This window comes from Streptomyces sp. NPDC048290, from assembly GCF_040652095.1.
Classification (GTDB): domain Bacteria; phylum Actinomycetota; class Actinomycetes; order Streptomycetales; family Streptomycetaceae; genus Streptomyces.
In genome coordinates this window covers 1-22,456 of the sequence record NZ_JBEZLM010000052.1, presented here as the reverse complement: position 1 = coordinate 22,456, position 22,456 = coordinate 1, and the positions used below count along the sequence as shown (strand labels likewise).

The 22,456-nt window shown below is 69.3% G+C and carries 14 protein-coding genes and 2 pseudogenes; 7 read left to right on the top strand and 9 right to left on the bottom strand.

The genetic code is table 11. The annotated features are described in order from the left end of the window. Window positions 1-106: 106 nt before the first annotated feature. Window positions 107-379 (top strand): annotated as a pseudogene (locus AB0D49_RS41365) (transposase); the annotation flags it as partial. On the opposite strand, the gene AB0D49_RS41360 reads toward AB0D49_RS41365, so the two are convergent. Continuing rightward, a protein-coding gene (locus tag AB0D49_RS41360) for an IS5 family transposase (protein WP_362769312.1) occupies window positions 304-1,274 on the bottom strand; the annotation gives its coding sequence in 2 pieces (ribosomal slippage) (window positions 304-899 and window positions 899-1,274; 972 coding nt in all). The pseudogene AB0D49_RS41365 and the gene AB0D49_RS41360 sit on opposite strands and share 76 nt — an antisense overlap. A 614-nt stretch (window positions 1,275-1,888) precedes the next feature. Between AB0D49_RS41360 and AB0D49_RS41355 the strand changes: the two genes are divergently transcribed. The 5 genes from AB0D49_RS41355 to AB0D49_RS41335 all read left to right on the top strand — a co-directional run bounded on the left by AB0D49_RS41355 (window position 1,889) and on the right by AB0D49_RS41335 (window position 11,827). Beyond that, window positions 1,889-3,787: an ATP-binding protein gene (locus tag AB0D49_RS41355; RefSeq protein ID WP_362769310.1), complete on the top strand. Its 1,899-nt coding sequence runs from the start codon at window positions 1,889-1,891 to the stop codon at window positions 3,785-3,787. A gap of 75 nt (window positions 3,788-3,862) precedes the next feature. Next, window positions 3,863-5,032 (top strand): exonuclease SbcCD subunit D, encoded by a 1,170-nt coding sequence (locus AB0D49_RS41350; protein WP_362769307.1) that lies wholly within the window; start codon window positions 3,863-3,865, stop codon window positions 5,030-5,032. 41 nt (window positions 5,033-5,073) lie between these two features. Beyond that, window positions 5,074-8,427 carry an SMC family ATPase gene (locus tag AB0D49_RS41345; protein ID WP_362769304.1) on the top strand — a complete coding sequence of 1,118 codons (3,354 nt, stop codon included), beginning with the start codon at window positions 5,074-5,076 and terminating at the stop codon, window positions 8,425-8,427. A 23-nt stretch (window positions 8,428-8,450) separates the two neighbouring features. Continuing rightward, window positions 8,451-9,458 (top strand): hypothetical protein, encoded by a 1,008-nt coding sequence (locus AB0D49_RS41340; protein WP_362769301.1) that lies wholly within the window; start codon window positions 8,451-8,453, stop codon window positions 9,456-9,458. Window positions 9,459-9,562: 104 nt separating this feature from the next. Continuing rightward, window positions 9,563-11,827, top strand: a complete 2,265-nt coding sequence (locus tag AB0D49_RS41335; RefSeq protein WP_362769298.1) for a Helicase associated domain protein — start codon at window positions 9,563-9,565, stop codon at window positions 11,825-11,827. Between the two features lie 58 nt (window positions 11,828-11,885). Here the strand turns inward: AB0D49_RS41335 and AB0D49_RS41330 are convergent, their stop codons facing one another. The 3 genes from AB0D49_RS41330 to AB0D49_RS41320 form a co-directional block, all read right to left on the bottom strand. Then, on the bottom strand, window positions 11,886-12,302 hold the full coding sequence (locus tag AB0D49_RS41330; protein WP_362769295.1) for a hypothetical protein: 417 nt from the start codon (window positions 12,300-12,302) through the stop codon (window positions 11,886-11,888). Between the two features lie 140 nt (window positions 12,303-12,442). Continuing rightward, on the bottom strand, window positions 12,443-12,640 hold the full coding sequence (locus AB0D49_RS41325) for a hypothetical protein (RefSeq protein ID WP_362769292.1): 198 nt from the start codon (window positions 12,638-12,640) through the stop codon (window positions 12,443-12,445). A gap of 211 nt (window positions 12,641-12,851) precedes the next feature. Next, window positions 12,852-13,538, bottom strand: coding sequence for a hypothetical protein (locus AB0D49_RS41320; RefSeq protein WP_362769289.1), 687 nt, complete (start codon window positions 13,536-13,538; stop codon window positions 12,852-12,854). Between the two features lie 529 nt (window positions 13,539-14,067). On the opposite strand from AB0D49_RS41320, the gene AB0D49_RS41315 reads away from it, so the two are divergent. Beyond that, window positions 14,068-14,658, top strand: coding sequence for a restriction endonuclease (locus AB0D49_RS41315; protein ID WP_362769286.1), 591 nt, complete (start codon window positions 14,068-14,070; stop codon window positions 14,656-14,658). 173 nt (window positions 14,659-14,831) lie between these two features. On the opposite strand, the gene AB0D49_RS41310 is transcribed toward AB0D49_RS41315, so the two are convergent. The 5 genes and pseudogenes from AB0D49_RS41310 to AB0D49_RS41290 form a co-directional block, all read right to left on the bottom strand. Next, window positions 14,832-15,356, bottom strand: coding sequence for an RNaseH domain-containing protein (locus AB0D49_RS41310; protein WP_362769315.1), 525 nt, complete (start codon window positions 15,354-15,356; stop codon window positions 14,832-14,834). Next, a complete protein-coding gene (locus AB0D49_RS41305; protein ID WP_362769283.1) occupies window positions 15,308-17,452 on the bottom strand; it encodes a DUF3962 domain-containing protein in 2,145 nt (714 codons plus the stop codon). The genes AB0D49_RS41310 and AB0D49_RS41305 overlap by 49 nt, the downstream gene beginning before the upstream one ends. A 278-nt stretch (window positions 17,453-17,730) precedes the next feature. After that, complete coding sequence (locus AB0D49_RS41300; protein ID WP_362769280.1) at window positions 17,731-20,727, bottom strand: hypothetical protein; 2,997 nt, start codon at window positions 20,725-20,727, stop codon at window positions 17,731-17,733. Then, a complete protein-coding gene (locus AB0D49_RS41295; RefSeq protein WP_362769277.1) occupies window positions 20,724-21,878 on the bottom strand; it encodes a hypothetical protein in 1,155 nt (384 codons plus the stop codon). Before AB0D49_RS41295 ends, AB0D49_RS41300 begins: the two co-directional genes overlap by 4 nt. A gap of 469 nt (window positions 21,879-22,347) precedes the next feature. Beyond that, a pseudogene (locus tag AB0D49_RS41290) lies at window positions 22,348-22,456 on the bottom strand (arginase family protein); the annotation flags it as partial.

The window sequence follows — 22,456 nt, the reverse complement described above, 5'->3', positions numbered from 1 at the left end:
TCATCCGATGCCTCAAGCGGTACGTCGCCCGCGAGCTCTACCGGCACATCCAGCCCCGGGCTACCAACCAGGCACCTTCTGCGGCTTGACGAAACATAGGGGCTTCTACTCCCCGCACCTGACCACGAAGCGGTGCCGGCGGGTCGCCACCTGGGCCGCGGTGAACAACGTCGAGATCGCTTACACCCCGACCAACAGCTCCTGGCTCAACCGGATCGAGGCCCAGTTCACCGCCCTGCGCTACTTCGCCCTCGACGGCACCGACCACCCCAGCCACAAAGAGCAGGGCAGCATGATCCGCCGCTACATCATCTGGCGGAACAGACACGCCGCTGACGAACGCCTACGCGCGATCGTAACGAGGGCGAACGTTGCCTGATGCGGCACTAGGTAGACGTAGCCGCGCTTGTCGTATCGGGTGGCGACGGCTCGGGCGTGTTTGAGCTTGTTGATGGCCCGTTCGACGGTGTTGCGCTTCTTGTAGCGCTCCTCGTCGAAGCCGGGTGGCCGCCCTCCGCGTGAGCCCTTGCGCAGACGGGCGGCCCGGCTGTCGGTCTTCTCCGGGATCGTGTGCCGGATGCCGCGCCTGCGGAGGTAGTCGCGGCACGGCCCGTTGCTGTAGGCCTTGTCGGCAGCCAGGCTGTCGGGCGTCCTGCGGGGACGTCCGGGGCCGGTCCGCGGGACGCGGATCTTCTCCAGGACGGGTTCGAACTGGGTGCAGTCCGCCCGCTGTCCGGCGGTGACCAGGAGAGACAGCGGGCGGCGCCGGCCGTCCGCACTCAGATGGACCTTGGTGGTGAAGTCGCCGCGTGAGCGCCCCAGGCCCTCGCCTCCTCCAGCACTTCCGCCAGGCGGGCGGTGAGGCTCTGCCATGGTGTCTCGTCCTGGTGTTCTCCTGGCCCATCCCCTTTTGGCGCAAGGGCCGGGGGCGGACCGGTACGGGCACCGGCCGCGTGCTGATGGGCCCTCACGACCGTGGAGTCGACCGCGATGTCCCAGTCGATGTCGCCGGCCGCGTCCGCTTCGGCCTGGACACGCTGGAGCAGACGCTCCCAGGTCCCGTCGGCCGACCACAGCCGGTGGTGCTCGTAGACCGTCTTCCAGGGCCCGAACCGCTCGGGAAGGTCACGCCAGTGCCCACCGGTCCGTACCCGGTGCAGGATCCCGTCGATCACCTGCCGGTGGTCCCGCCACCGGCCACAACGTCGGTTGCTGACCGGCAGGAACGGCCGTAGCCGTTCCCACTCCGCATCCGTCAGATCACCCCGCCCCATGCCCAGACCAACGACCAAGGCCGACCACAGTCACATGATCGACCGGACGGCTCCTAGCCGCCTTCATGGACTGGGCCTACGACGCCGGACTCCTGCGGATCTCGGGCACCGCCTACCAGTTCCGCCACCGCGAGCTTCAGGACTGGCTCGCGGCCAACCCCCACCCCGTCTCCTGAGACGTGTCTTCGGCAGGCTCGAGCGATTCATGGCATAGGCCGGGCAGGCCGCCATCTGAACGCCCCAGAAGTCCGGGACCAGCGAGGATGCGCTGCAACTGGCGGTCATACTCTGAGGGGCACCTCCGCGCACCAGCTCGAGCTCAAGTCTTTTGCGCCATTTCCGATGCCCTACGTCGAGGGCCGGCACCGTCTTCGATGCCGCCCTGCCGTACGACCACAGGACACAAGGGGCTCCGACAGGCACCGAATGGCTTCCTGTCCAGGCGCTCCGGCCTGCCCCGATTTCCCTCGGCTATCAGCAAAACCTCCCGCGGCAGGCATCCCATTAGCTACGGTCTGTACTCACAAGACCGCCAGCTAGTTCAGCCCCGACAACCGTTTCCCACCACCAGTCGGCGGTGCCTGGCTCGGCAAGAACGACACAGGGAACAGTTGATGACCGACAACGACTCTGAGCCCCCCGGCGCCGCCAGCACCGCGTTCGGCCGTGTTTCCGCCGCTGTGCCCGGTTGGCAGTCGTCTGCAGGCCTCCTCGCCAGCGGCGCCGAGGACGAGGTGGGGAAGGTGGCCGGCACCGAGGACTCCACTCCGCTGAAGTTCCATGTGGCGCTGTCTCCAGACGCCTATCTGCAGCTCGACGACGTGGTCAGCACTCGCCGAGAGATCCCCGGGCGAGGCATGATCGTGACCTCCGGTGTGGTGACCGAGGTCGTCGCCCGCCACGAGGGCGCCGCGTTCGGCTCGGATGTCTTCCTCATCGCCGACGGAATCCTGCCGGCGACGGTGCAGGAAATCGCCGAGGTCACCACCACCCGCGTCGACCCCGAGTGCTATGTCCCACCACGCCCCGGCGAGGTCGCCGTCCGGGCCGCGGGCATGGCCCGGGACGCCGCGCTGTACTTCGACCGGATGGACGCACGCATCCCCGCCGGCATCGGCCGTGACGGCGAACCGATCTACCTCAACCTCGAGTTCCTCGACGGCACCCGCGGCGCCCACGTATCGATCTCGGGCATCTCAGGAGTGGCAACCAAGACCAGCTTCGCACTGTTCTTGATGCACTCGCTGTTCACCTCGGGCGCCCTTGGCGCCCGTGCTGTCAACGCCAAGGCCCTGATCTTCTCGGTCAAGGGCGAGGACCTGCTGTTCGTCGACCAGCCCAACACTCGTCTCGACGAGAGCCTGCGAGCCCAGTACGCCCAACTCCGCCTGCCCGCCAGCCCCTTCGCCTCGGCCGGCTTCTACGCCCCGCCGCTGCCCAGTGACACCACCGGCCGCCCCCACGTCACCGGCAGGACCAGCGGCGTCACCGCCTTCTGGTGGACCCTGGCCGAGTTCTGCCAACGCGAGCTGCTGCCGTATGTGTTCGCCGACGTCGAGGACGAGAAGAACCAATACACGATCGTCGTGCACCAGGTCACCAGCCGACTGCGCCGCGAGTCCCAGCCCGCCGGCAACGACGGCGCGGTCACCATCGACGGAACCATCCTCCGCACCTGGCCCGACCTGGTCGACTTCATCTGCGACAAGGTCACCGACGACCTCACCCGCGCGGACTGGGCGGGCCCGGCCATCGGCCTGGGCACGGTGAACGCGTTCGTGCGACGGCTGCGATCGTCCCAGCGGCCGCTCGGGCCCCTGCTGCGCGGCGACCTGAGCACGGTCACCGACCACCCCGTTTCACACTCCATCGACACCTCGCAGCAGCAGGTCACCGTGGTGGACCTGCACAACCTGCCGGAACGGGCCCAGCGGTTCGTTGTCGGTGTCGTGCTGGCCGCGGAGACCGCCCGCAAGGAGCAAGCCGGCCCGGGCGGACTGCTGTTCACCATGGTCGACGAACTCAACAAATACGCGCCTCGCGAGGGCTCTTCCCCGATCAAGGACGTCCTGCTGGACATCGCCGAACGCGGCCGCTCGCTCGGCATCATCCTCATCGGCGCCCAGCAGACCGCCTCCGAGGTGGAACGGCGCATCGTCTCCAACTCCTCGATCAAGATCGTCGGCCGGCTCGACGCCGCCGAGGCTGGCCGACCCGAGTACGGCTTCCTGCCCCCCTCGCAGCGCCAGCGCGCCACGCTCGCCAGGCCCGGCACCATGTTCATCTCCCAACCGGAGATCCCGGTGCCGCTGGCCGTCGAATTCCCCTTCCCTGCCTGGGCCACCCGGCTCTCCGAAGTCGCAGACCCCACCTTCACCACCAGCACCTCCACAGCGGGCCAGACCACCGGCGGCGCAGCCCGACCGGACCCGTTCAACAGGCTGCCCAGGCCCGAGAACGATCCGTGGCCCTACGACACCGACGACGGCGCCATCGACGAGCCGCCCTTCTGACGACCGCCACCGCACTCCGCGGCCCACTGACGCGACACGCTGCTCTGCCTCAGCCACCCGAAAAGGACCCGCCCCGTGAAGTTCCTTCACACCTCCGACTGGCACATCGGCAAAACACTCAAGCGCCGCAGCCGGCTCGACGAGCAGGCGCGCGTCCTGCGGGAAATCACACAGATCGCCATCGACAACGACGTCGATGCCGTCCTCATAGCCGGCGACATCTACGAAAACGCCGCACCGACCGCGGACGCCCAGAAACTCGTCGTACGCACCCTGCTCCACCTCGCCAGGCAGAACATCGAGGTCGTCGTCATCGCCGGCAACCACGACCACGGCGCCACGTTCGAGGCCTACAAGCCGCTGATGGACGTCGTCGGCATCCACGTCTACGGCCAGGCCAGACCAGCCACGAAGGGCGGCGTGCACACCTTCCACGCCAAGTCCACCAACGAGCAGGTCAACGTCGCCGTCCTGCCGTTCCTCTCCCAGCGCTACGCCGTCCGCGCCGCCGAGATCATCGCCAACACCCCATCGCAGAACGTCGGCGCCTACGACCAGCTCGTCCGTGACGTCCTCGACAACCTGACAGGAACGTTCGCCCCGAACGCCATCAACATCATCATGGCCCATTTGACGTGCACAGGCGGCACCTTCGGTGGAGGTGAGCGACCCGCCCAATCGATCATGGAATACCACGTGCCTGCCGCGATCTTCCCCGTCGAGGCACACTACGTAGCCCTGGGACACCTGCACCGCCGGCAGGAAATCCCGGCAGCCTGCCCGGTGCACTACAGCGGCTCTCCCTACGCCATCGACTTCGGCGAGCAGAACAACACTCACGTCGTCTGTCTCGTCGAGGCGTCCCCCGGCACCCCCGCACACATCACCGACATTCCCGTCACTGCCGGCCGCAGGCTGCGCACCATCGAGGGAACCGTCGCCCAGCTCACCGCCGACCCCGCCAGCTACGGCGAGGACTACCTCCGGCTGGTGGTCACCCAGCCCGGCTACGCCGGCATGCGCGACGACCTCTACGAAGCCCTCCCCGACGCCCTGCAGATCCTGATCCACCCCGACCATGCGAGTACCGGCGCTACCGCAGGGATCGGCGTCCACCAGCCGGTCAGGACGCCTGCGCAGCTGTTCGCCGACTACTGCGACAGCGTCGGCGTCAGCGACGACCGGGTCACTGATCTGTTCAACCAGCTCCACGATGACTTGACCCGCTCGACGCCCCGTCCCTGACACCAAAGGCCTGCCGACACCCGCTCAAAGGAATCCCACAGATGCGTCCCGTTCGCCTGGAGCTCAACGGCTTCGCCGGCTTCCGCGCACCCACCGTGGTCGACTTCACCGACACCGACTACTTCGCCCTCGTCGGCCCCACCGGCTCAGGCAAGTCCACCATCCTCGACGCGCTGACATTCGCCCTGTACGGCTCGGCCTACCGATGGGGGCGCAGCAACGCCATCGCCTACGCGCTTGCCCCCACGAGCAACCGGTGCACGGTCTCGCTCACCTTCGACGTCGGCTCGCAGCGCTACCAGGTCGCCCGCGAGGTCCGCCGCATCGGCCAACAGATTCAGCAGAAGTCCGTCAGCCTGGTGCAGTTCGCCGACCCCACCGCCACCGTGGTCGAGGCCGACGGGCCGCAGCCCGAAGTGCTGGCCGGGGAAATCAAGGAACTCAACCCCACCATCGAGAAGTTGCTCGGCCTGTCCTTCGACGACTTCTGCCAGTGCGTGGTCCTGCCCCAGGGCGACTTCGCCCGCTTCCTGTCCGCCAACGCCAGCGCACGGCAGCAGATCCTCCTCAAACTCCTCGGCGCCGCCGAGTACGAAGGCATCGGCAAACGCGCCAGCGCCCAGGCCGACCAGGCGGCCAACGAGGTCGAGATCCTCAACGACCAGCTGAGCCGGCACGCTGACGCCACCCCCGAAGCCGAGGCCGCCGCACAGGCGCGTGTCGAGACGCTTGAACACCTGGCCGTCACCGTCGACCAACTCGTGCCTCAGATCACCACAGCACACGCCCGCGCAGTTGAGGCCGACGCCCGAGCCGACATGCTGCGCGGCGAGGCCACTCAACTGACCTCCATCCGCACCCCCGACGGCATCGAAGAGCTGCAACGTCAGGCCACCCAGGCGCACGCAGCGGCCCGGCAGGCCCGTGACGAAGCCGACGCGGCCGCCCAGACCCTCTCCGACGCCACCAAAGAGGCCCAGTCCGGCCCCCAGCGCACCGACCTGACCCGCACCCGCGAGCGGTACACCGAGAAGTCAACCCTGATGGGGCGCCGAGACGGCGCCATCGCCGATGCGGAGCGCGCCCAGGAGCAGGTGACGCAGCGCGAAGAACAGCTGAAGGCGGCGAAGGACGCCGTCGACGAGGCACGCCGTGTCGCCGAGGAGACCCGTGAGCGCCGCGACCACGTCCGGCAGACGCATGAGAAGCTGCAGCGTCGCCGACAACTGCTCGCTGCCGTCCGCACCCCGGTCGGAGTCACCGACCTGACCAGCCGCGCGGCCGCCCATGCCGACAAGGCGGAAGCCACCGCCGGGCAGCTGACGGCGGCCCGGGACCGGCACGAGCAGGCTGTCCATGCACTGGCCGTTGTCGGCGATGGCAGCCGCCTCACGGACGCGCACCAGACCCTCGACCAACTCATCGACGTCATCGGCGCACTCACTGACGCCGCCAGCGAACTGAACGACTTCGCCGAGACGACCAGCCGGACCGCACAGGCGAAAGCCGGTGCACAGGCGCGCCTGAACACGGCCATCTCCGCGCTCGAACAGGCCCAAGCCCTCGCCGGTGCCGCCCAGTTGCGCCCCCATCTTCAGGTAGGCCACGACTGCCCGGTCTGCGAGCAGAACGTCACCACCCTCCCGCCGCCACTGTCCGACCCCGCGCTGGACGCAGCCGAGGAGGCGCGGGCCGCGGCCGCAGAAGAGCACCGTGACCTGCTGGCCCAACACGAGGACGCCAAAACGCAAGCCGCCGCCAAACAGCGGACCGTCGACCAACTCACCACCCAGCGCTCCCTGCTCGACACGAGGCTGAGCACGCTGCTGCCCGACCGCCCCGCCGGTAGCAACCGCGACTGCACCGCCGACCGCGCCCAACTTGACGAACTCACCGCATCCCGCGACCAGTTGACCGCTGATGAGCGCCAGGCCCGCGACGCGCTGCAGACGGCCCAAACCGCGCACGATTCCGCCACGTCGGCCGTGGCCGCGCTGCAGCGAGAACTCGACCGGGCCCGCAACGCCCTGCACTCGATGCTGGGCACGGTGGCCGCCCTGGATCCGCCCGCAGCCGACACCGACGATCTGACCGCCAACTGGGCCGGCCTGGATACCTGGGCCCGCACCCAGACCGCCACCGCAGAACGCGATCTCGACGCCGCCGCAGCCGAAACCACCGACGCCGAAAAGGCACACACGGACGCGACCCTTGCGCGAGAGGCAGCCGACCGTGCACAGGCCGACGCCCAGACCGCCCACACCGCAGCCGCCCGGGACGCCGCAACCGCCGACCTTGAAAAGACGAACCTGATCGGCCGCCTGAGCGAACTCGACACGCTCCTGGACCAAGCGACGCCGGAAGACGAACTGACGGCCCTGTTCGAGGAATGCGGCCGTCTCGAGACGGCCGTTACGACAGCCACCGCCAACGCCGGTAATACACGGGCGACCGCCAAAACAGCGGCGGCCGAGCAGGAACAGTGGCAAGACCGCACCGCGAAAGCCCGATCCGTGTTGACCACCACCCGGGATACGGTGGCGGCGCTGAACCCACCGAGTCTCGACACTGACGACCTCGCCACCGCCTGGTCCACCCTGAGTGGCTGGGCCAGCCGGTCGGTCAGCGACCGGCAGGCTGCCACCGCGCGCGCCAAATCCGACGCGCAGAGCGCCCACGCCGAAGCCGATCAGCTGCTGGACCGCCTGGAGACACTCCTGCGCGACAGCGACCTGGATCCCCAAGCACTGGGCGACGGCCCAGGGCGTGCCGCCCAGGCCCCGCGGATCGTCGCGGTCACCGCCGAACGCGCACGCGGCCAGGTCGAGACGATCCAACGCAGCCGTGCCGACGCCGCCTCGATACAAGAAAGGATCGAGGCTGCCCGCGCCAAGCAGCAGGTGGCCGCCGAACTGGCCCGGCTGATGCGATCCAACAGGTTCCCCCAGTGGCTCGCCAACTCCGCCCTCGACACCCTGGTCGCCGGTGCCTCCCAGTCACTGCGCCAACTATCTGGCGACCGCTTCGACCTCAGCCACCAAAAGGGCGAGTTCTACGTCATCGACCACTTCGACGCCGATTCCGCGCGCTCGGTGCGCACCCTGTCCGGCGGCGAAACCTTCCAGGCCAGCCTGGCCCTTGCCCTGGCTCTCTCCGACCAACTGGCCGGCCTGGGCGGCGCCACGAAGCTGGAGTCCATCTTCCTCGACGAAGGGTTCGGCACCCTCGACGCCGATTCGCTCCAGACCGTCGCCGACACCCTGGAAAACCTCGCCCAGGGAGAGCGGATGGTCGGAGTGATCACCCACGTCACCGCACTCGCCGAACAGATCCCGGTGCAGTTCCACGTCCAGCGCGACACCCGCACCTCCACCATCATCCGGCAGGGCACATGACCATCGCAGCACAGGCCTCCCGGATGAGGTTCCACGTCGACGGCTGGGACCCCACCTACGGCTCCAGCGTCGAGAACGCCGAATACAACATTGCCGACTCCACCGCCAAGGTCACCCCCCACATCGAACTCGCCCCGGCCGACTGGAAGCCCATCTCACCCTCCCAAGTGTCGGCACCAGGCGCCGTCCTGTTCGTCGACGGCGTCCGCCGCGTCGAAGCCCGCATCTGGATCGAACAACCCCCATCCGCCGCACCGGCCACGAGCACCGGCAACACCGTCCGGGACGCCCAGATGGCCCTGTGCGCCTCCTACGCGGCAGGCACCGTCTGCTGCTGCCCCGACCGCGGCGCACACCTGCTGACCATCGACTACCAACGAGGCCTGTTCACCACCGCCACCAACGCCGCCGACGTGCCCACCACCGCCGGAACCTACAAGGCCACCATCACCCCCGACGACCAGGACCAGAACCTCGCCGTGCTCCTGTCCACGGCACTCCAACGCCAACTCACCGAGCTCGAGGTCCTCGTTGCCACCTACGCCCGTACCGCCCTGACCGGCCACGGCGTCCCCGACGGCTCGGACCTCCTGGTCGTAGACGGCCCCCTGCGCGGCCGCACCCACCTGCCGCGCGCCCTGGGATTCATCAAGTCCCACCGCACCGCCTACCTGCCACCCGACCTGCACGCCATGATCGCCACCCTCGCCCCCGGCGAACGCAGCCCGGTGTTCTTGATGGGTACCTCCTGGGACCGCCACGCCTGGTACCTGCGACTCCCATGCACCCCCGGTGCCCCATGGGCCGGGATCGTGCGACTGGAATGCGCCGCCGACATCCCCGCGGCCGCGGCGACCGAGCTGGCCAACCTCTCCCAGGCCCTCCTGCCGCGGTACGCCAGCATCGAGTACAAAGACACCCGGGCCCCGCAAAACCTGGTGCCGGTCGCCGGCCTGGAAAGAGAACTACGCCGCCACCTGGGCAACCCCATCCTGCTCAGCCGCGCCCTCCGCGTGGCATCGGCAAGCTGAACCGCCCACACCGCCTGCAAAACCACCGCCCACACCGCCGAGCAGTCTCCCCGCAGCATCCATGACCGCCTCACCAGTCTCATGCCCCGGAGCGGCACCCCCTCATGGTCAACCCAGCCCTCGAACTGCGCCCCCACCAAAGGGAAGCCGTCACAGCGGCCACCCGCGTCCTCGGCAGCCACCCCCGCGCGAGCGTGATCGCCGCGTGTGGCACCGGCAAGACTCTCATCGCCGCCCGCACCACCGCCCGCATCGCCCCGCACGGACGGGTTCTGGTGCTGCTGCCGACACTGGACCTGCTGTCCCAGACGATCCGCTCCTGGCGCCTGGCCGGCCGCAAGGGAGCAGCCATCGCCGTATGCTCCGCCCGCCAGGCCCTCGACCACGAACCCTTCGGCGCCGACATCCCCCTCACCACCGACCCCGCCGAACTGGCCGCTCTGCACAGGCAGCTCGGCCCCGGCCCGGACACCGTCTACGCCACCTACGCCTCCCTGCCCGCCGTCATCGCCGCCCACCGCGACCACCGCCTGCCCCCATGGGACCTGGTGGTCGTCGACGAGGCCCACCGCACCGCGGGCCGCCTGGGCAAGGCCTGGGCCGCCGTCCACCACGACGACCAGGTGCCCGCCGCCCGCCGGCTCTACCTGACCGCCACCCCCCGCATCTGGGATGCCGACGACGCCCCGGACGGCGACGGAGCAGAGACGGCGGCCTCCATGGACGACGAGACCCTCTTCGGCCCCGTCGCCTACCACCTCAACCTCTCCGACGCCATCGATCTCGGCCTGCTCGCCGACTACCAGATCCTCGTCCCCGTCGTCACCGACACCGACCTGCGCGACTGGCTGGCCACCGGAGCCGACGCAGGTGTCGATGGACTGCATCTGGCTGGCCGTCAGGTCGCCGCGCTGCGCGCCATCCACGACCACAAACTGCGCCGCATCCTGACCTTCCACCACCGCGTCGCCGACGCCCGCGCCTTCGCCACCACCCTGACCGAGACGGCCGCCGCCCTTCCCGCCCCCCTGCGCACCCAGGGACTGTGGGCGGACTGGGTCAGCGGCCACCACACCCCGCAGATCCGCCGCCGCCTCCTGCTCGAATTCACCTCCCACACCAGCCCCGACACCCCGGCCGTCCTGTCCAACGCCCGCGTGCTGGGGGAGGGCATCGACGTCCCCGACATCGACGCGGTGGTCTTCGTCGACCCCAAGAACAGCCCCGTCGACACCGTCCAGGCCGTCGGCCGCGCCCTGCGCCAGCAACCCGGCGCCGGCAAGAAGGCCACCCTCGTCGTCCCCGTCTACCTCACCCCGGACGAAGACCCCGACGACCTCCTCGGCGCCGACGCCTACACCCCGCTCTGGCGCACCATCCAGGCTCTGCGCGCACACGACGACCGCCTCGAAGCCCGACTGTCCGACCCGCGCACCCACCGTCCCACCATGCCCTCCGAGGACCCCGAAGCCTGGCTGCGTTTCGACCGCCCGACCCAGGCCGACGAAATCGCCCTCGCCCTTTCCCTGCGTGTCCTGGCCCCCAAGAGCGCCGAATGGCGCCGCGGCCTGGCCGCGGCCCGCCGCTTCCGCCACACCCACCACCACCTCGACGTCCCCCAGACCTACGAGGACCCCGCCGGCTATCCCCTGGGGCGCTGGCTGACCTGGCAACGCCACCTGCACACCAAGGGCACGCTCGACGCTGTACGCGTGCATGCCCTCGAACGCCTCGGCATCATCTGGGACCCCCGCCAGCAGGCCTTCGACCGCGCCCTGGCCCACGCCGCCGCCTACGCCGCCCGCCACGGCCACCTCGCCGTACCCGTCGACGAGGTCCACGACGGCTTCCCCCTCGGACGCTGGCTGGCCACCCAGCGCACCCGCGCCGAGACCCTCAACCACCAGCGCGCCACCGCGCTCGCGGCCCTGGACCGGTGGTGGAATCCACCCTGGCCGATCACCTGGCAACGGGCCTACCACGCTGCCCGTCAGAACCTGGCAGCCAACAAGACGGCCGCCGAGGCAGAGAGCTGGCTTGAGACCCAGCGCGCCCGTTCCGACCGCCTACACCCTGAACAGAAGTCGCTGCTCCAGGAGTTGGGGCTCGTCGAACTACCCGACACATCCTCCTCCCTACCGGTGGAGAGCCACCTGCCGGCGCGCGAGCGCGCCTTCCAGCGCGGACTGGCCGCCGCACGGGCCTTCCGCGCACGCGAAGGCCATCTCAACGTCCCCCAGCGCCATATCGAGGAGATCGAAGGCGACTCAGTGCGCCTGGGCCAGTGGCTGAACAACCTGCGCCGACGTCGTCCCGGCCTCAGCCCACAGCGGCAGGCTGCCTTGGCCGAACTCGGCCTGCAGATGTAGCACGTGCCCGACTGGCTGCCGTACCTCATCATGCCCACGAGGTCGAGCCGCGGTGGCGTCAGGACTGCACGGTCCCGTGCTGCGACGCAGGAGTGGAGTTGGCGGAGGCACTCAGCGATGCAGGCACCTCGGGCGGCAGTACGAGAGCGGGCAGCACGATCTGCCCGTCAACGTAGCGGGCGGTACGGCGGCGGTGGTACCAGGCCCTCAACCCCGCCCGGATGAGAGCCCGTCGGGAGGCGCGGGCACGCCGGTTCCAGTCGCGGCGCTGCGCTTTCCACTGCCGGTAGCGGATGCGGTTCGCCTGCATCGTCACGGCATCTGCGGACTCACCGGGCTGCATGGCTTTGACCACGGTGGCGATGGCGGCCGCGAGCGTACGGATGAGCACGATCAGTATCGTGAAGAGCAGCAGCGGCAGTACGACCTTCATCGGCGCGCCCATAGCGACCAGGTCGGAGATCAAGCCGTTCATGTCTTCCTTGGACTCGGGGCCTCACACGAAGCCCAGCGGATGCAGGTCCGGTGGGGCCGGCACCTGCTCATTGAGCCGAAGGGCCCCCGATCACCCGGGGGCCCTTCGCTACGACCTCGTGCCTGGCGCGCACGAAGTCCCTACAGCCGGGCGACCTGCCCCGGCAGGCCAGTACGCTCCGACTCATCGGCGTCCGGGGCAAGGACGAGCCGGGGCAGCCGGACAGCGGGGGCCGGCGTGTAGCGCCGGAGCACCCGCGGCAGCACGGTGTTCCATCCGATGGCGAACAGCGCGATCAGCAGGACGCCGAGCGCGATCATGATTGCGATAAGAGGCACGTCAGACTCCTAGTTCTGACTGGCCCGCTCCTACCCCCGTAGGGATCGGGCCGGTCTTGGGGCCGCCCCCGCATCTGTTGGCGCAGGCCGGGGGCGGCGTCATTCCTTTCCGAAGCGCGGGGCCACCACCTTGTGGCCCCCAGAGGAGTGGCTAGCTCCCCCCGCCCCCGTACGGGCCCTGCCCGGTGGGCCCGTACGGGAGCGGGGCGCTCTAGTCGCCCCCCTCGCGGGGCGGGGGAAAGCCGAGGTGCCGGAACTTGCCCTCACGCCAGGCTTTCCTGACCTTGCGCATGGCCTTCCACTTCAGCGTGGCGACCGCTGCGGTGGTGGTGGGCGGCTCCAGCCATTCCGCGACGACGGCGTTCTCCTCCCCGAGCACCTGGGCGAGAACGTAGACGTCGGCTTCGCGCTTGGACAGCACACCGGAATCGCGGATTCCCTGCACCGTCTCGATCAGTTCGTGGTTGTAGGACAGGATGCCGTCGAGCTGCGGGTCGCTCACACTCTTCGCCCGCAGGATCTCCAGCTTCTCCTCGCCGACCAGAACCTCGATCGTGGCGCGCAGCTTGCTCAGCTCGTTCGTGACGCAGCGGTTGAGGTAAGACTCGAGGTGCTCCACCGGGCCCTGGCTCTGCAGCGTCCTCTCGAAGCTGATGAGGAGCTTCTGCCACATGTCCTCCGCCCTCGCCCGGCCGGCCTTCTTGGCCATCCGTGCGATGTGGAGCCCACTGTGCTCTAGGGCCGCAGCCAGCTGTGCGCGCGCCGTGTCGGAGAGACCTCCCGGAATGTCTGTCGAGGCCATGTCCTCGGTGGTGGTGAGCTGTCCCGCGCGGGCCGGCGGCCCTGCTACTAGCTCGGGGGATGCGGGGCGATCGCCGCCTTGCATCGCTTCAGCCATCTGGTGCTCCTGGTCGAAACGGGTGGGACACCACCTCTCAGTCGACCGGAGACACTCTCATCACCACATCCGGACACATTTCTTTGGCAAGTCGTCGACCCCTCCCAGGGGCTCTTAGGCCGGAATGCACCCAATCCGGGCCGGCACAGCCACCACAAGGACGTGTCCGGCCGATCACGTACGTGGGCGGTCAGGCACGATGCCTGTCGGCTTGGCGCTTCAGCCCGGGCCGGGAGGTGTCATCGAGTCACTTCCCTCCGGCGAGATCCGCGCGGTCAGACCGACCGGCTGCTCCTCGCGCCAGCCGGCACGGGGCGGGAGGCTTCAGGCCAGTGGCCTGACTGCGCCCTGGCGGGGCCGCTCGGCTTGACCACACTGCACAGCAGGGAGGAATTCATCCCGGCCGGTGCAACAGGGGGCAGAAATGGTGGCTAAACGTCGGGGAAGGGCGGTGCGCAGACGGCACATCGCCCGGAACACAGCAGCAGACGTCCTCGCTGCGCTGGTCCTGTTAGGTCTGCTGCGGCCCATGCTGTTGCTCTATCTCGGCACCCTGCTTGCTGCCGCGGGAATCGGCTGGATGGTGTGGCGCCTCTGGCGTACCGACCGGCTGCTGCGAAGCAGGGACACCGCCTGGAGGCGACAGGAGGACATCGCAGCAGGACAGCGGACGCTGGCTGCCATCGACACGATGTCCGGCACCGAGTTCGAGGAAGTGGTCGCCGAGTTATGCCGCCGTGACGGTTGTACAGAGGTACGCCGAGTGGGCGGCGCCGGGGACAATGGAGCCGACGTGCTTGGCCAGCTGCCCGATGGCCGGACCATGGTGATCCAGTGCAAGCGGTACGCACCGCACCGTACGATCGCCAGCCGCGAAGTACGCGATCTGCTGGGGGCCAAGGTGCACTTCGCTGCGGACGTGGCCATCTTCGTCGCCACCACACGCTTCAGCCCCCAGGCCGAGGCATTTGCGGTCAAGCACAACATCCTTACCCTGCACCGTGACTTCTTCGGTCTGTGGAACAACGGGACACCGCTGCTGTCCTTGGCCGAAGTCAACGGACGGGGACAGGGACAAGCCCGCCACCGAGCGCGCTGGAAACAGACCTACTCCAAGTAACCAGCCACACGACCCAGTTGGGCGGGCCTGTTCGGACCATGATCAGTGAGGTCAAGCGGCACAGCACACCGGCCCCGCCAGCCCTGAGTCCGGACGAGGCACGGCAGCAGCCAACCGCCCATCAGCTGCGCCAGCGCCGAGTCTCGAAGCCGCCGCGCCCACCGTCACCGCGCCTACTCGCTCAGCCCTTCCTGGTCGCCGAAGCCCGGGTGCTTCTCATCAGCGCTCTTCGCCAGGTGCAGCGGTGCGGGCAGGTTGGTGCGCCCGTCCCACATGGCGGCCTGCTCCGAGAGCCGCGCGGCAAGACCGGCCAGCTGTTCCTCGCGCCACCCGCCGCGGTGGGCGACGACGTACTCGGTACGGGTCATGGCATGGAACGGGGCGCCCATCTGGGCCAGTTGCCCGCCGGGCAGGGTGCGGCGCGTGTACTGGGTGCCGGTGCGCTGGCCTCCGGCGTGCTGGCGGGACTGCCCGGAAAACAGCCAGGACACCACACCGCCGTGATCGTGCCGGTAGAGGATCTTCTCCGGCATGACCGGCTGCAATGGGTTGGCCGGCAGCTTGCCCACCCCGCCGGTACGCCGTGACGGCTGAGGTGTGCCCTGCCCGTTGCCCACCCTGACGACCGCGATATCCCGTCCCTGCGCCATCAGGCTCTGCCCGGGAACAGCGCCGTCCCCGAGCCGGTCGTTGCACAGGCCGGGCCAGATCCGCTCACGCTCCTCGGCGAGACGATGATCGGATACCGGTCACCGAGCGCAGCCAGCGCCCGCTCCACAGAGGCGCGTACGTTGTCCGGGCCCCCGTGGTCCTCCCGCAGGTGATGCCCCTTCTTACCGATGGGGCCGGCATGGTGCAGGGCCCGGGCCTGGGCCAGCGGGAGCCAGCCCTGCTCGCTGTACATCAGAGTGGGCCAGTAGGCGTCCTCGCCGAGCGGGATCCTCATGGCGACCAGCGTGATGGCCAGTACGGCCGGTCTGCGGGGGCGGCCGGGTCGCTCGTCGAAGCGGTGGTAGCGGGTCCACAGTCCCACCGCCACGGCTTCCCGATCCAGGGCGGTGTCACGTGCGTTGCGGTGGAAGGCGGTGGCGGCCAGACGGTTGTCGATGATGCCGGAGTCGCAGTGCAGGCTGCCGAGCGCGATCTGCACCGCATGGTCGTCCTTGTAGGCGACGTCCGGCTCCGGCAGACCCGCGTTGCGGGCCCTGGCCCGCGCGACCTTCTCGGGGGTGTTCAGCCGGTAGGGATCGCCGGCGTCGGAGTCCATGGTGATGAACTGCGAGGGGATGCCCCGCTCGGCGAAGAGCACTTTGAGCGCATGCTTGGCGTCCGTCACCCCGGCCTCTTTCTCCTGCTCGGTGGGGTAGCGCGTCTCGCACAGGGCGGTAACCAGCGCCCGCCCGGCACCGGGCTTGAACCAGGGCAGCGTGTTCAGGATCAGGCTGCGGTCGTGGCTGCCGTGGCGGACGAGCTCGGGCAGCCGCACCGCCACGAGCTCGTACCCGGGCGCCAGCACCACCGGCTGCTCATCGGGCAGATCGGCCAGTTCGGGCCGCGCGTAGTCGCGGGCCAGCTGCCCCATCACCCGCGTACGCCACTCGGCCGACTCGTACAGCACGACGGTGCGCACCGTATCGAGGCGGGCAACTGTCATGGCGCCAGCCATCCTGTCGGCCGGCACGTAGGGCGGAAGGCTCCCGCCCGGCTTGGTGACCTTGATGGAGGTTCCGGCGTAGACGACGGGCTCCTGACCGAAGACCTGCCCGGCATGTTCTTCGAGCCGGGCGTGGAACATCGCCCCGGCGCCCTTGTCGATCGGGTGCTTGCCCGTGCGGTGCACGCCGCGCACCTCTGTCAGTTCGTCCAGCCCCGTCAGGGGCGGCTCGGGCAGACGGCCGACACCGCAGGCCTCGACGATCTGTGCCGTCGCCCCGCGGTAGCGGACCTCCTTGGGCTGCATGAACCCCTCCGGCCCCTTCCCCCACCGGGTGGTGATCGGGGCCTTGAGGATGATGTCCGGGTTGACGGGATGGCGCAGCAGGACGTTGCGGATGCCCTTGTAGTGGGTGGCGACGCGCGAGATCCGCGCCGACAGATGCGCGATCAGCGTCTTTCCGCCCGGGGCGGCTTCGACCTCGATGTGGATGCGTTCCATGGCGTAGCCGGCGATGCGCCGGCGTTTGCCGCTCTCCTCGTCGATCCACGTCCGTTCGGGGACCAGCGGGGCCTGCCAGGCCAGCAGGTCGCCCTCCGTGTCGAGGTGGAACCGCAGCGCAGGCAGGTTCTCGTCGACCGGGAGCGGCTGGGCGGCCAGCATGCCCGCCAGCCGCCACCCGGCCACCCGAAACGCCCAGCGGGGTCCGGTGATCCGCCCCGTGGCGTCGCGGTGCAGCAGTGAACTGAGCGGCTGGGGCCCGTCGTCGGACAGCTGCAGCAGAGCGGCCAGCGTGTCGTGGCCGTCATGCCCGTCCAGCCGCGTCTCCCACTCCCGCATCACCGTGCGCACCACAGCTTCGTCCAGCGGCCCGGGTGTGACGATCACGCTTCGCCCGGCCCATGGGCCGGTCCTGGCAGGCCGGTCGGGGTTGGTGAACATCAGCCGCTCACCGGTCACGGCGCGCGCCGCCGTCTGCAGGGACGCGATCGGCTGCACAGCGTCCTTACCGCGGGGCCTGGGCAGCCGCCGCCAGGCGGGCGCGAACGTCTCATCCTGCGGATAGGCATGGACCGCGCCCAGCAGCCGGTCATCCAGCGGGAAGGACAGGGTGAACAGGCGGCCGCGCTCGTCACTCACCACTCGTAGGTCTCCTCTTCCTCGTCCTCGGATCCGGTGGGGGAGTGCTCCGTCAGTCCCAGCAGGGCGTCGGTCATGGTGGTGCGGTAGATGGCGTCGATCAGCGGCATGTGGTCCTCGTCCTGCCATTTCCCGCGCAGCTGCCCAAGGAGGGCGGGCAGGGTGGAGTGGGCGGCGGTGTGGGTGAACGCGGCGTCCAGCAGCCGCAGCCGCCCCGGATCCCCGCCGCGGCGGGGACCCGGGGCGGCGGGTGCGCCCGCCCAGCTGGATCAGCCGGGTCAGGATCTCCGCGACGACGGCGAGTTTGACGTCCTCGCCCAGCGACTTGAAGTAGCCCTGGCCGCTGCGGATGTCGTCGAAGGTCTGGCCCGCGGCGATCCGTAGCCGCTCCAGCTCTGCCGCGGGATCGGGGCCGGGCTGGCGCTGGCGGTAGGCGAGGGAGTTGACCAGGGACAGCAGCACCGGGGGTCTTCCATCACCGGGACGGGCCGGTTGACCAGGCAGGCCACATGCAGCAGGGACCGCCCGTCGCGGTCGACGATGTTCAGGCCGCGCTCGACCCGGGCCATGGGGGCGATCAGGTACCGGCACCGGCCGCGGCCCACGGCATGGGGGAACTGCTCGAGCCGGTTGCTGGGGATGGGCACCCAGCCGGGCGGCATCCGCTCCAGCGCAGCCATGTCCTGCGGCCGCACCGCCACGCAGATCTCCGACGCCGCGACCCCTACGGAGATCATGCCGCGCGCGAGCGCCGGACCGGCGTTGTAGGCGGTCGGTGCGAGCAGCGCATACGCCCGGTGCGCGGTAGCAGGGTCGGCGGCCACCGCATCGAGTTGCGCGGGAAGGTCCTGGCCGACACTGCGCCCCATGGCCGTATAGGCGCGCTCCCGGCTGGCCCCCTCGGTGCCCGACACCACGATGCCCGCCCCGTCGTCCTGGCCGGTCTGCAGCTCGACGGTGAGGCTTCCGTTGACGTCGTCCGGCACATACCAGGACGGCTCCGGCAGGAGGTGATGACGCGGCGCGTACGGGATGAACGCCGTCGCGGACATCCCGATCACCGCCCGGCGGGTGCCGGTGTGGGCGAGCGCGGTCACCTCACCCAAATACGCCAGGTGGGCGTGCGGGTCGCCGACATACGATTTCAGCCGCAGCGCCGTCTGGTGCCGGTCGGCCAGGTCGAACGTCTCGGAGAACGCGAACAGCGCCCGCCCCAAAGGGCCGCACGGGGCAGCCCGCCACGGTACGTGCGAGGCCAGCGCGTCCACGAGACCGTTGCTGGCGGAGATCCCCGCCCCTTGCAGCGGCGCCGCGACCCCGACGATGCGGTGCAGGATGCTGCGCATCTCCTCCAGATACGCCCGCCGGGCCGCCAGCAGCGCCAGGGAGGACAGCCGCTTCTCGTCCGTCTCACCGGTGATCGCCGAGAACGCTTCCCCGATGCGCTTCAGCGTGGCGTGGGTGAGCCGGTCCGACCCGCCGGCCAGGTCCGTGACCGAGCACAGCAGCTCCCTCAGCTCCGCCAGCCCCTCGACCTCATCAGCGAACTCCAGCGGCCCCTCCCGCTTGTAGAGCTGGTTGACCGCCTGCATCTGCTGCGCCGTGGGCCGCTCACCCGCCTCCAGCCGGAAGATCCGGGAAGCGAACATCCCGTCCCAGCGACGCGGCACGACCATGCTGCGCCGCTCTCGGTCGGGATGGATGACCCCGCCGACGAGATGGGACACATAAGACTCGGCCAGCCACACCAGGTGGTTGATCAGCGGCCGCAAAAACTGTTCGAGACTCATCGGCAGCAGGTGGCAGTGCCGCCGGAACTGGCTGTCGAGATCACGTACCGGAGTGTGCTCCGCACCGTCCTGGGCCAGCAGCACCTGACGGGCCACCCGGTCGAACGCCTGCGCCTGCAGCGCATCGGCCTCGTCGATGATCACCAGATGGCTGCGGTGCAGCAGCAGCTGCTCGGTGGTCATGCGCCGTCCCGGAGCGGGCCGGCCCGCCACCGGTGCGTGGATGTGCCTGGTGAGGAAGTTCGCATGGTTGGTGACGAGGATGTCCGCCGACGCCGCAGCCCGGTGGTGGCGGAACTTCCCGCAGCCGCCGCGCCACGGGCACGCCAGGGCCTTGTCCGCTTTTGGCCCGTTGGGCTTGAGCTGGTCGCACGGCTCCTGGCCCGGCGTCCAGGCATTCACCGCAACGGAGGAGGTGGTGGCGTGCCCGGTCAGAGCACAGCTGTAGGACAGCTCCCGGTACACCCAGGTCCGGAAGTCCGCGTCGTCCTGCGGGTTGCTGGCCGTCTGCTCGGCCAGCTCCTGCATCGAGGCGGGGGAGACGACCGGCGTGACCTTCGCGGAGATCTTCAGATCGTCCAGGTCCTGCTGCAGCCGGTACACCGTAGCCAGGACCTGCGCGTTCTGCGGAACGACCAGCGAGATCACCCGGCCCGTCCCGGCGCCCCACACCGCGACGAGTTCACTCAGGACGTTCTTGCCCATGCCGGTGGGGGCGTGGAAGACCCGCAGCGGCCCGGCCTGAACCCGCAGGAGCTCGCCCACCTCAAGGCCGTCGCGGCCGCGCGCATGCCGCCTGATGTCCGCGACCGCCTTGCGCCGGTAGTCCTGCCCACGCAGCCCATCAAGCCGGCCCGCGATCTCGTCCAGGTCAGCGAAGGGGATCACCACCTCGTCCGCGACCGGGGCATCGCCCAGCTCCTGCACCACGCTGGCAGCAGCAGGCCCCTGGTAGTCGACGTCGTAGAAGACATCCACCACCCGGCCCGACGGGCTGAGCGCATCCCTGATCCGCAGGTCGCTGACGTAAGAGCCGGGCGGCGCAGGCTTGGGCAGCAACTGCCCCTTGGCCGCATTGTCCTCGAGCTCGTCCAGCAACGCATCGATGAGGGCCTCCTCATCGCCGACGGGCAGGACCAGCACCTGCTCCTCCCCATCAGCCGGGGCGAACTCGACCGCCTCGCCATTGTCCAGGACTGCTGCCGTCTCCGTGACGAACACCGCCCGGGAGGCAAGCACCGCCGGCCGCTGCCGCAGCATCCGCGTGATCCGCACCTGATCCCGCACAGCCAGAGCAGGCCAGCCATCCCACAGATGCATCTGCCCCGTGGCCAGGAAGTGCGCATCAGCAAGATCCACCACACGCCGCCACGCCGCCTGCTCCTGCAACGCCCGGTTGAGGAACACCCGCGCGGCCAGCATAATCGCCGCACGCAGCGTCAGCGGCACACTGACGGAGTACCTTGCGTTCTTCGGTGACGTCATGTGCCCACCCCCTTCAGCCGCTTCGTCACGGCCGCCTTGAAACGGTTGACCGTGAACACGCTGTAGCGCTGCCCCTCAGCCGTACGCAGCGCAGCAAGCCCGGCCTGCAACTGACTGACCTGGCTGCGCCGGTAGTTGGGGACAACCACCGTCTCCCCGGCAGGCGGCCGGTCGATGATCGTCTGCGCGTCCTGGTGGTCCTTGACGTCCACCCGCCAGCGATGGCCGTCCGCCAGGTAGACCCCGACATCCCACTCGTCCAGGTTCTCCCAGCGCTCGACCCGCACCCCGTCCTGCTTCTCCAGCCACTGCATCAGGCCCACCTCACTCAGCCCGGGACAAGTGATGTACGGCCACACCCCCCAGTCCAGGCACAACAGGCCCTCCGCCGGCTCCGCAGCCGCCAACCGGCCCCGCCCACCAGTCAGTACGGGCGGCCCACCCCGCTCACCACTGCCCGCGACAAGACCGAACCGGCTCTGATGCGGCGGATACTCACACCGCAACTGCCCACCACGCAGCACCATCGGATACCGGCACTGCGGACACGGCCACAACCACGACGACGCCCCCACCCACACCCGGTCGGAGGGAACAGGCTGATACACATCCATCCGCGCCGCACCACGGCGCGAGTACTCCTCGACCAACGCCCGCTCCGTGCCATACGGCACCTCGGCCAGCATGGTCCGCGCCGCCACATAGTCGGCCTGCCCGCCAGAGCGGATGTGCCGAAAAATAGCCCGCTCCGTCTGCTCAGCCGTCTGCCGAACCCACGCCGGAAGCCACGCCCCACCGAGATCGAAGTATCCGTCGTCCCCGTACAGGGCCTCCAGATAGTTCATTCCCGCCTCGAAGGCCTCCTCGGTCAGCTCACCGTTGTCCGTCAGGACAACCAAATCCCCCATTACCGAAGGCAGTTCGTCCCAGGCCAGAGGCACCCATTCCCGCAGGCGCACCGGCAGCAAGTCGATCATCTCGGCAGGCGTCGAAGGGCCGGCTCCCACCGGCAGACTCGACAGGAGCACCCCGTGCATACGGGAGAGCTCCCGCCACGCACGAGGTTCCTCAACCCGGTTGATCCATGCGGCACCGGCCCGCAGAGCGGCAGTAATGATCCTCCGAGCGGCAACATGTTGACTAACGGGCACAGCTCATCACCCCTCCATGCCCCACCAGTGGTATTCGGGGCCATTCCAGACGGGCCAACAACTTCCGGAACATACACGCCGGGTCTGACAACGCCCCCGAAAACCAACGAGGATGGGCCCCGCGGCAGCGGGGCACCACAAGGATCCAGACATGCCACCAGGCCCCGCCTCAAACCGTTCTGTTGGCCCGTCAGGGCCAAGCCCCACAGCCCAGGCCCACCACGAGAGAGGGGAGAGACCAACCGGATAACTGTCTAACGAACCCTTACGACATCACGGCGCCGCAAGGCGCCGACACACATCAACCCCTGCCCGCCAGGGCAGGGAAGTCCCAACTCGAACCCACCGTCATGCCGCCAGGCATGACACCCAGACATGCGACAGCGGGGCCGCCAGGCCCCGCCCTGTCTGTTCCTGTTGGCCCGTCAGGGCCAATCCAGCCAACACACAGTCATGCCGCCAGGCATGACGACACGTCACCTTACCACGGGGAAGTTCCCGGCCCGCACATGGTGCTCGATCCGGTCGGCGAGCTTCGGCGTGTACGCGGCGAGCGCGGCGGCGTTGAACACACCGTC

Excerpts from the sequence above, each read along its gene's own strand:
- AB0D49_RS41330 (WP_362769295.1), bottom strand. The coding sequence starts at position 12,302 with ATGAACGGCTTGATCTCCGACCTGGTCGCTATGGGCGCGCCGATGAAG.
- AB0D49_RS41315 (WP_362769286.1), top strand. The coding sequence starts at position 14,068 with ATGCTGTTGCTCTATCTCGGCACCCTGCTTGCTGCCGCGGGAATCGGC.
- AB0D49_RS41340 (WP_362769301.1), top strand. The coding sequence starts at position 8,451 with ATGAGGTTCCACGTCGACGGCTGGGACCCCACCTACGGCTCCAGCGTC.
- AB0D49_RS41335 (WP_362769298.1), top strand. The coding sequence starts at position 9,563 with ATGGTCAACCCAGCCCTCGAACTGCGCCCCCACCAAAGGGAAGCCGTC.
- AB0D49_RS41320 (WP_362769289.1), bottom strand. The coding sequence starts at position 13,538 with ATGGCTGAAGCGATGCAAGGCGGCGATCGCCCCGCATCCCCCGAGCTA.
- AB0D49_RS41345 (WP_362769304.1), top strand. The coding sequence starts at position 5,074 with ATGCGTCCCGTTCGCCTGGAGCTCAACGGCTTCGCCGGCTTCCGCGCA.
- AB0D49_RS41300 (WP_362769280.1), bottom strand. The coding sequence starts at position 20,727 with ATGACGTCACCGAAGAACGCAAGGTACTCCGTCAGTGTGCCGCTGACG.
- AB0D49_RS41355 (WP_362769310.1), top strand. The coding sequence starts at position 1,889 with ATGACCGACAACGACTCTGAGCCCCCCGGCGCCGCCAGCACCGCGTTC.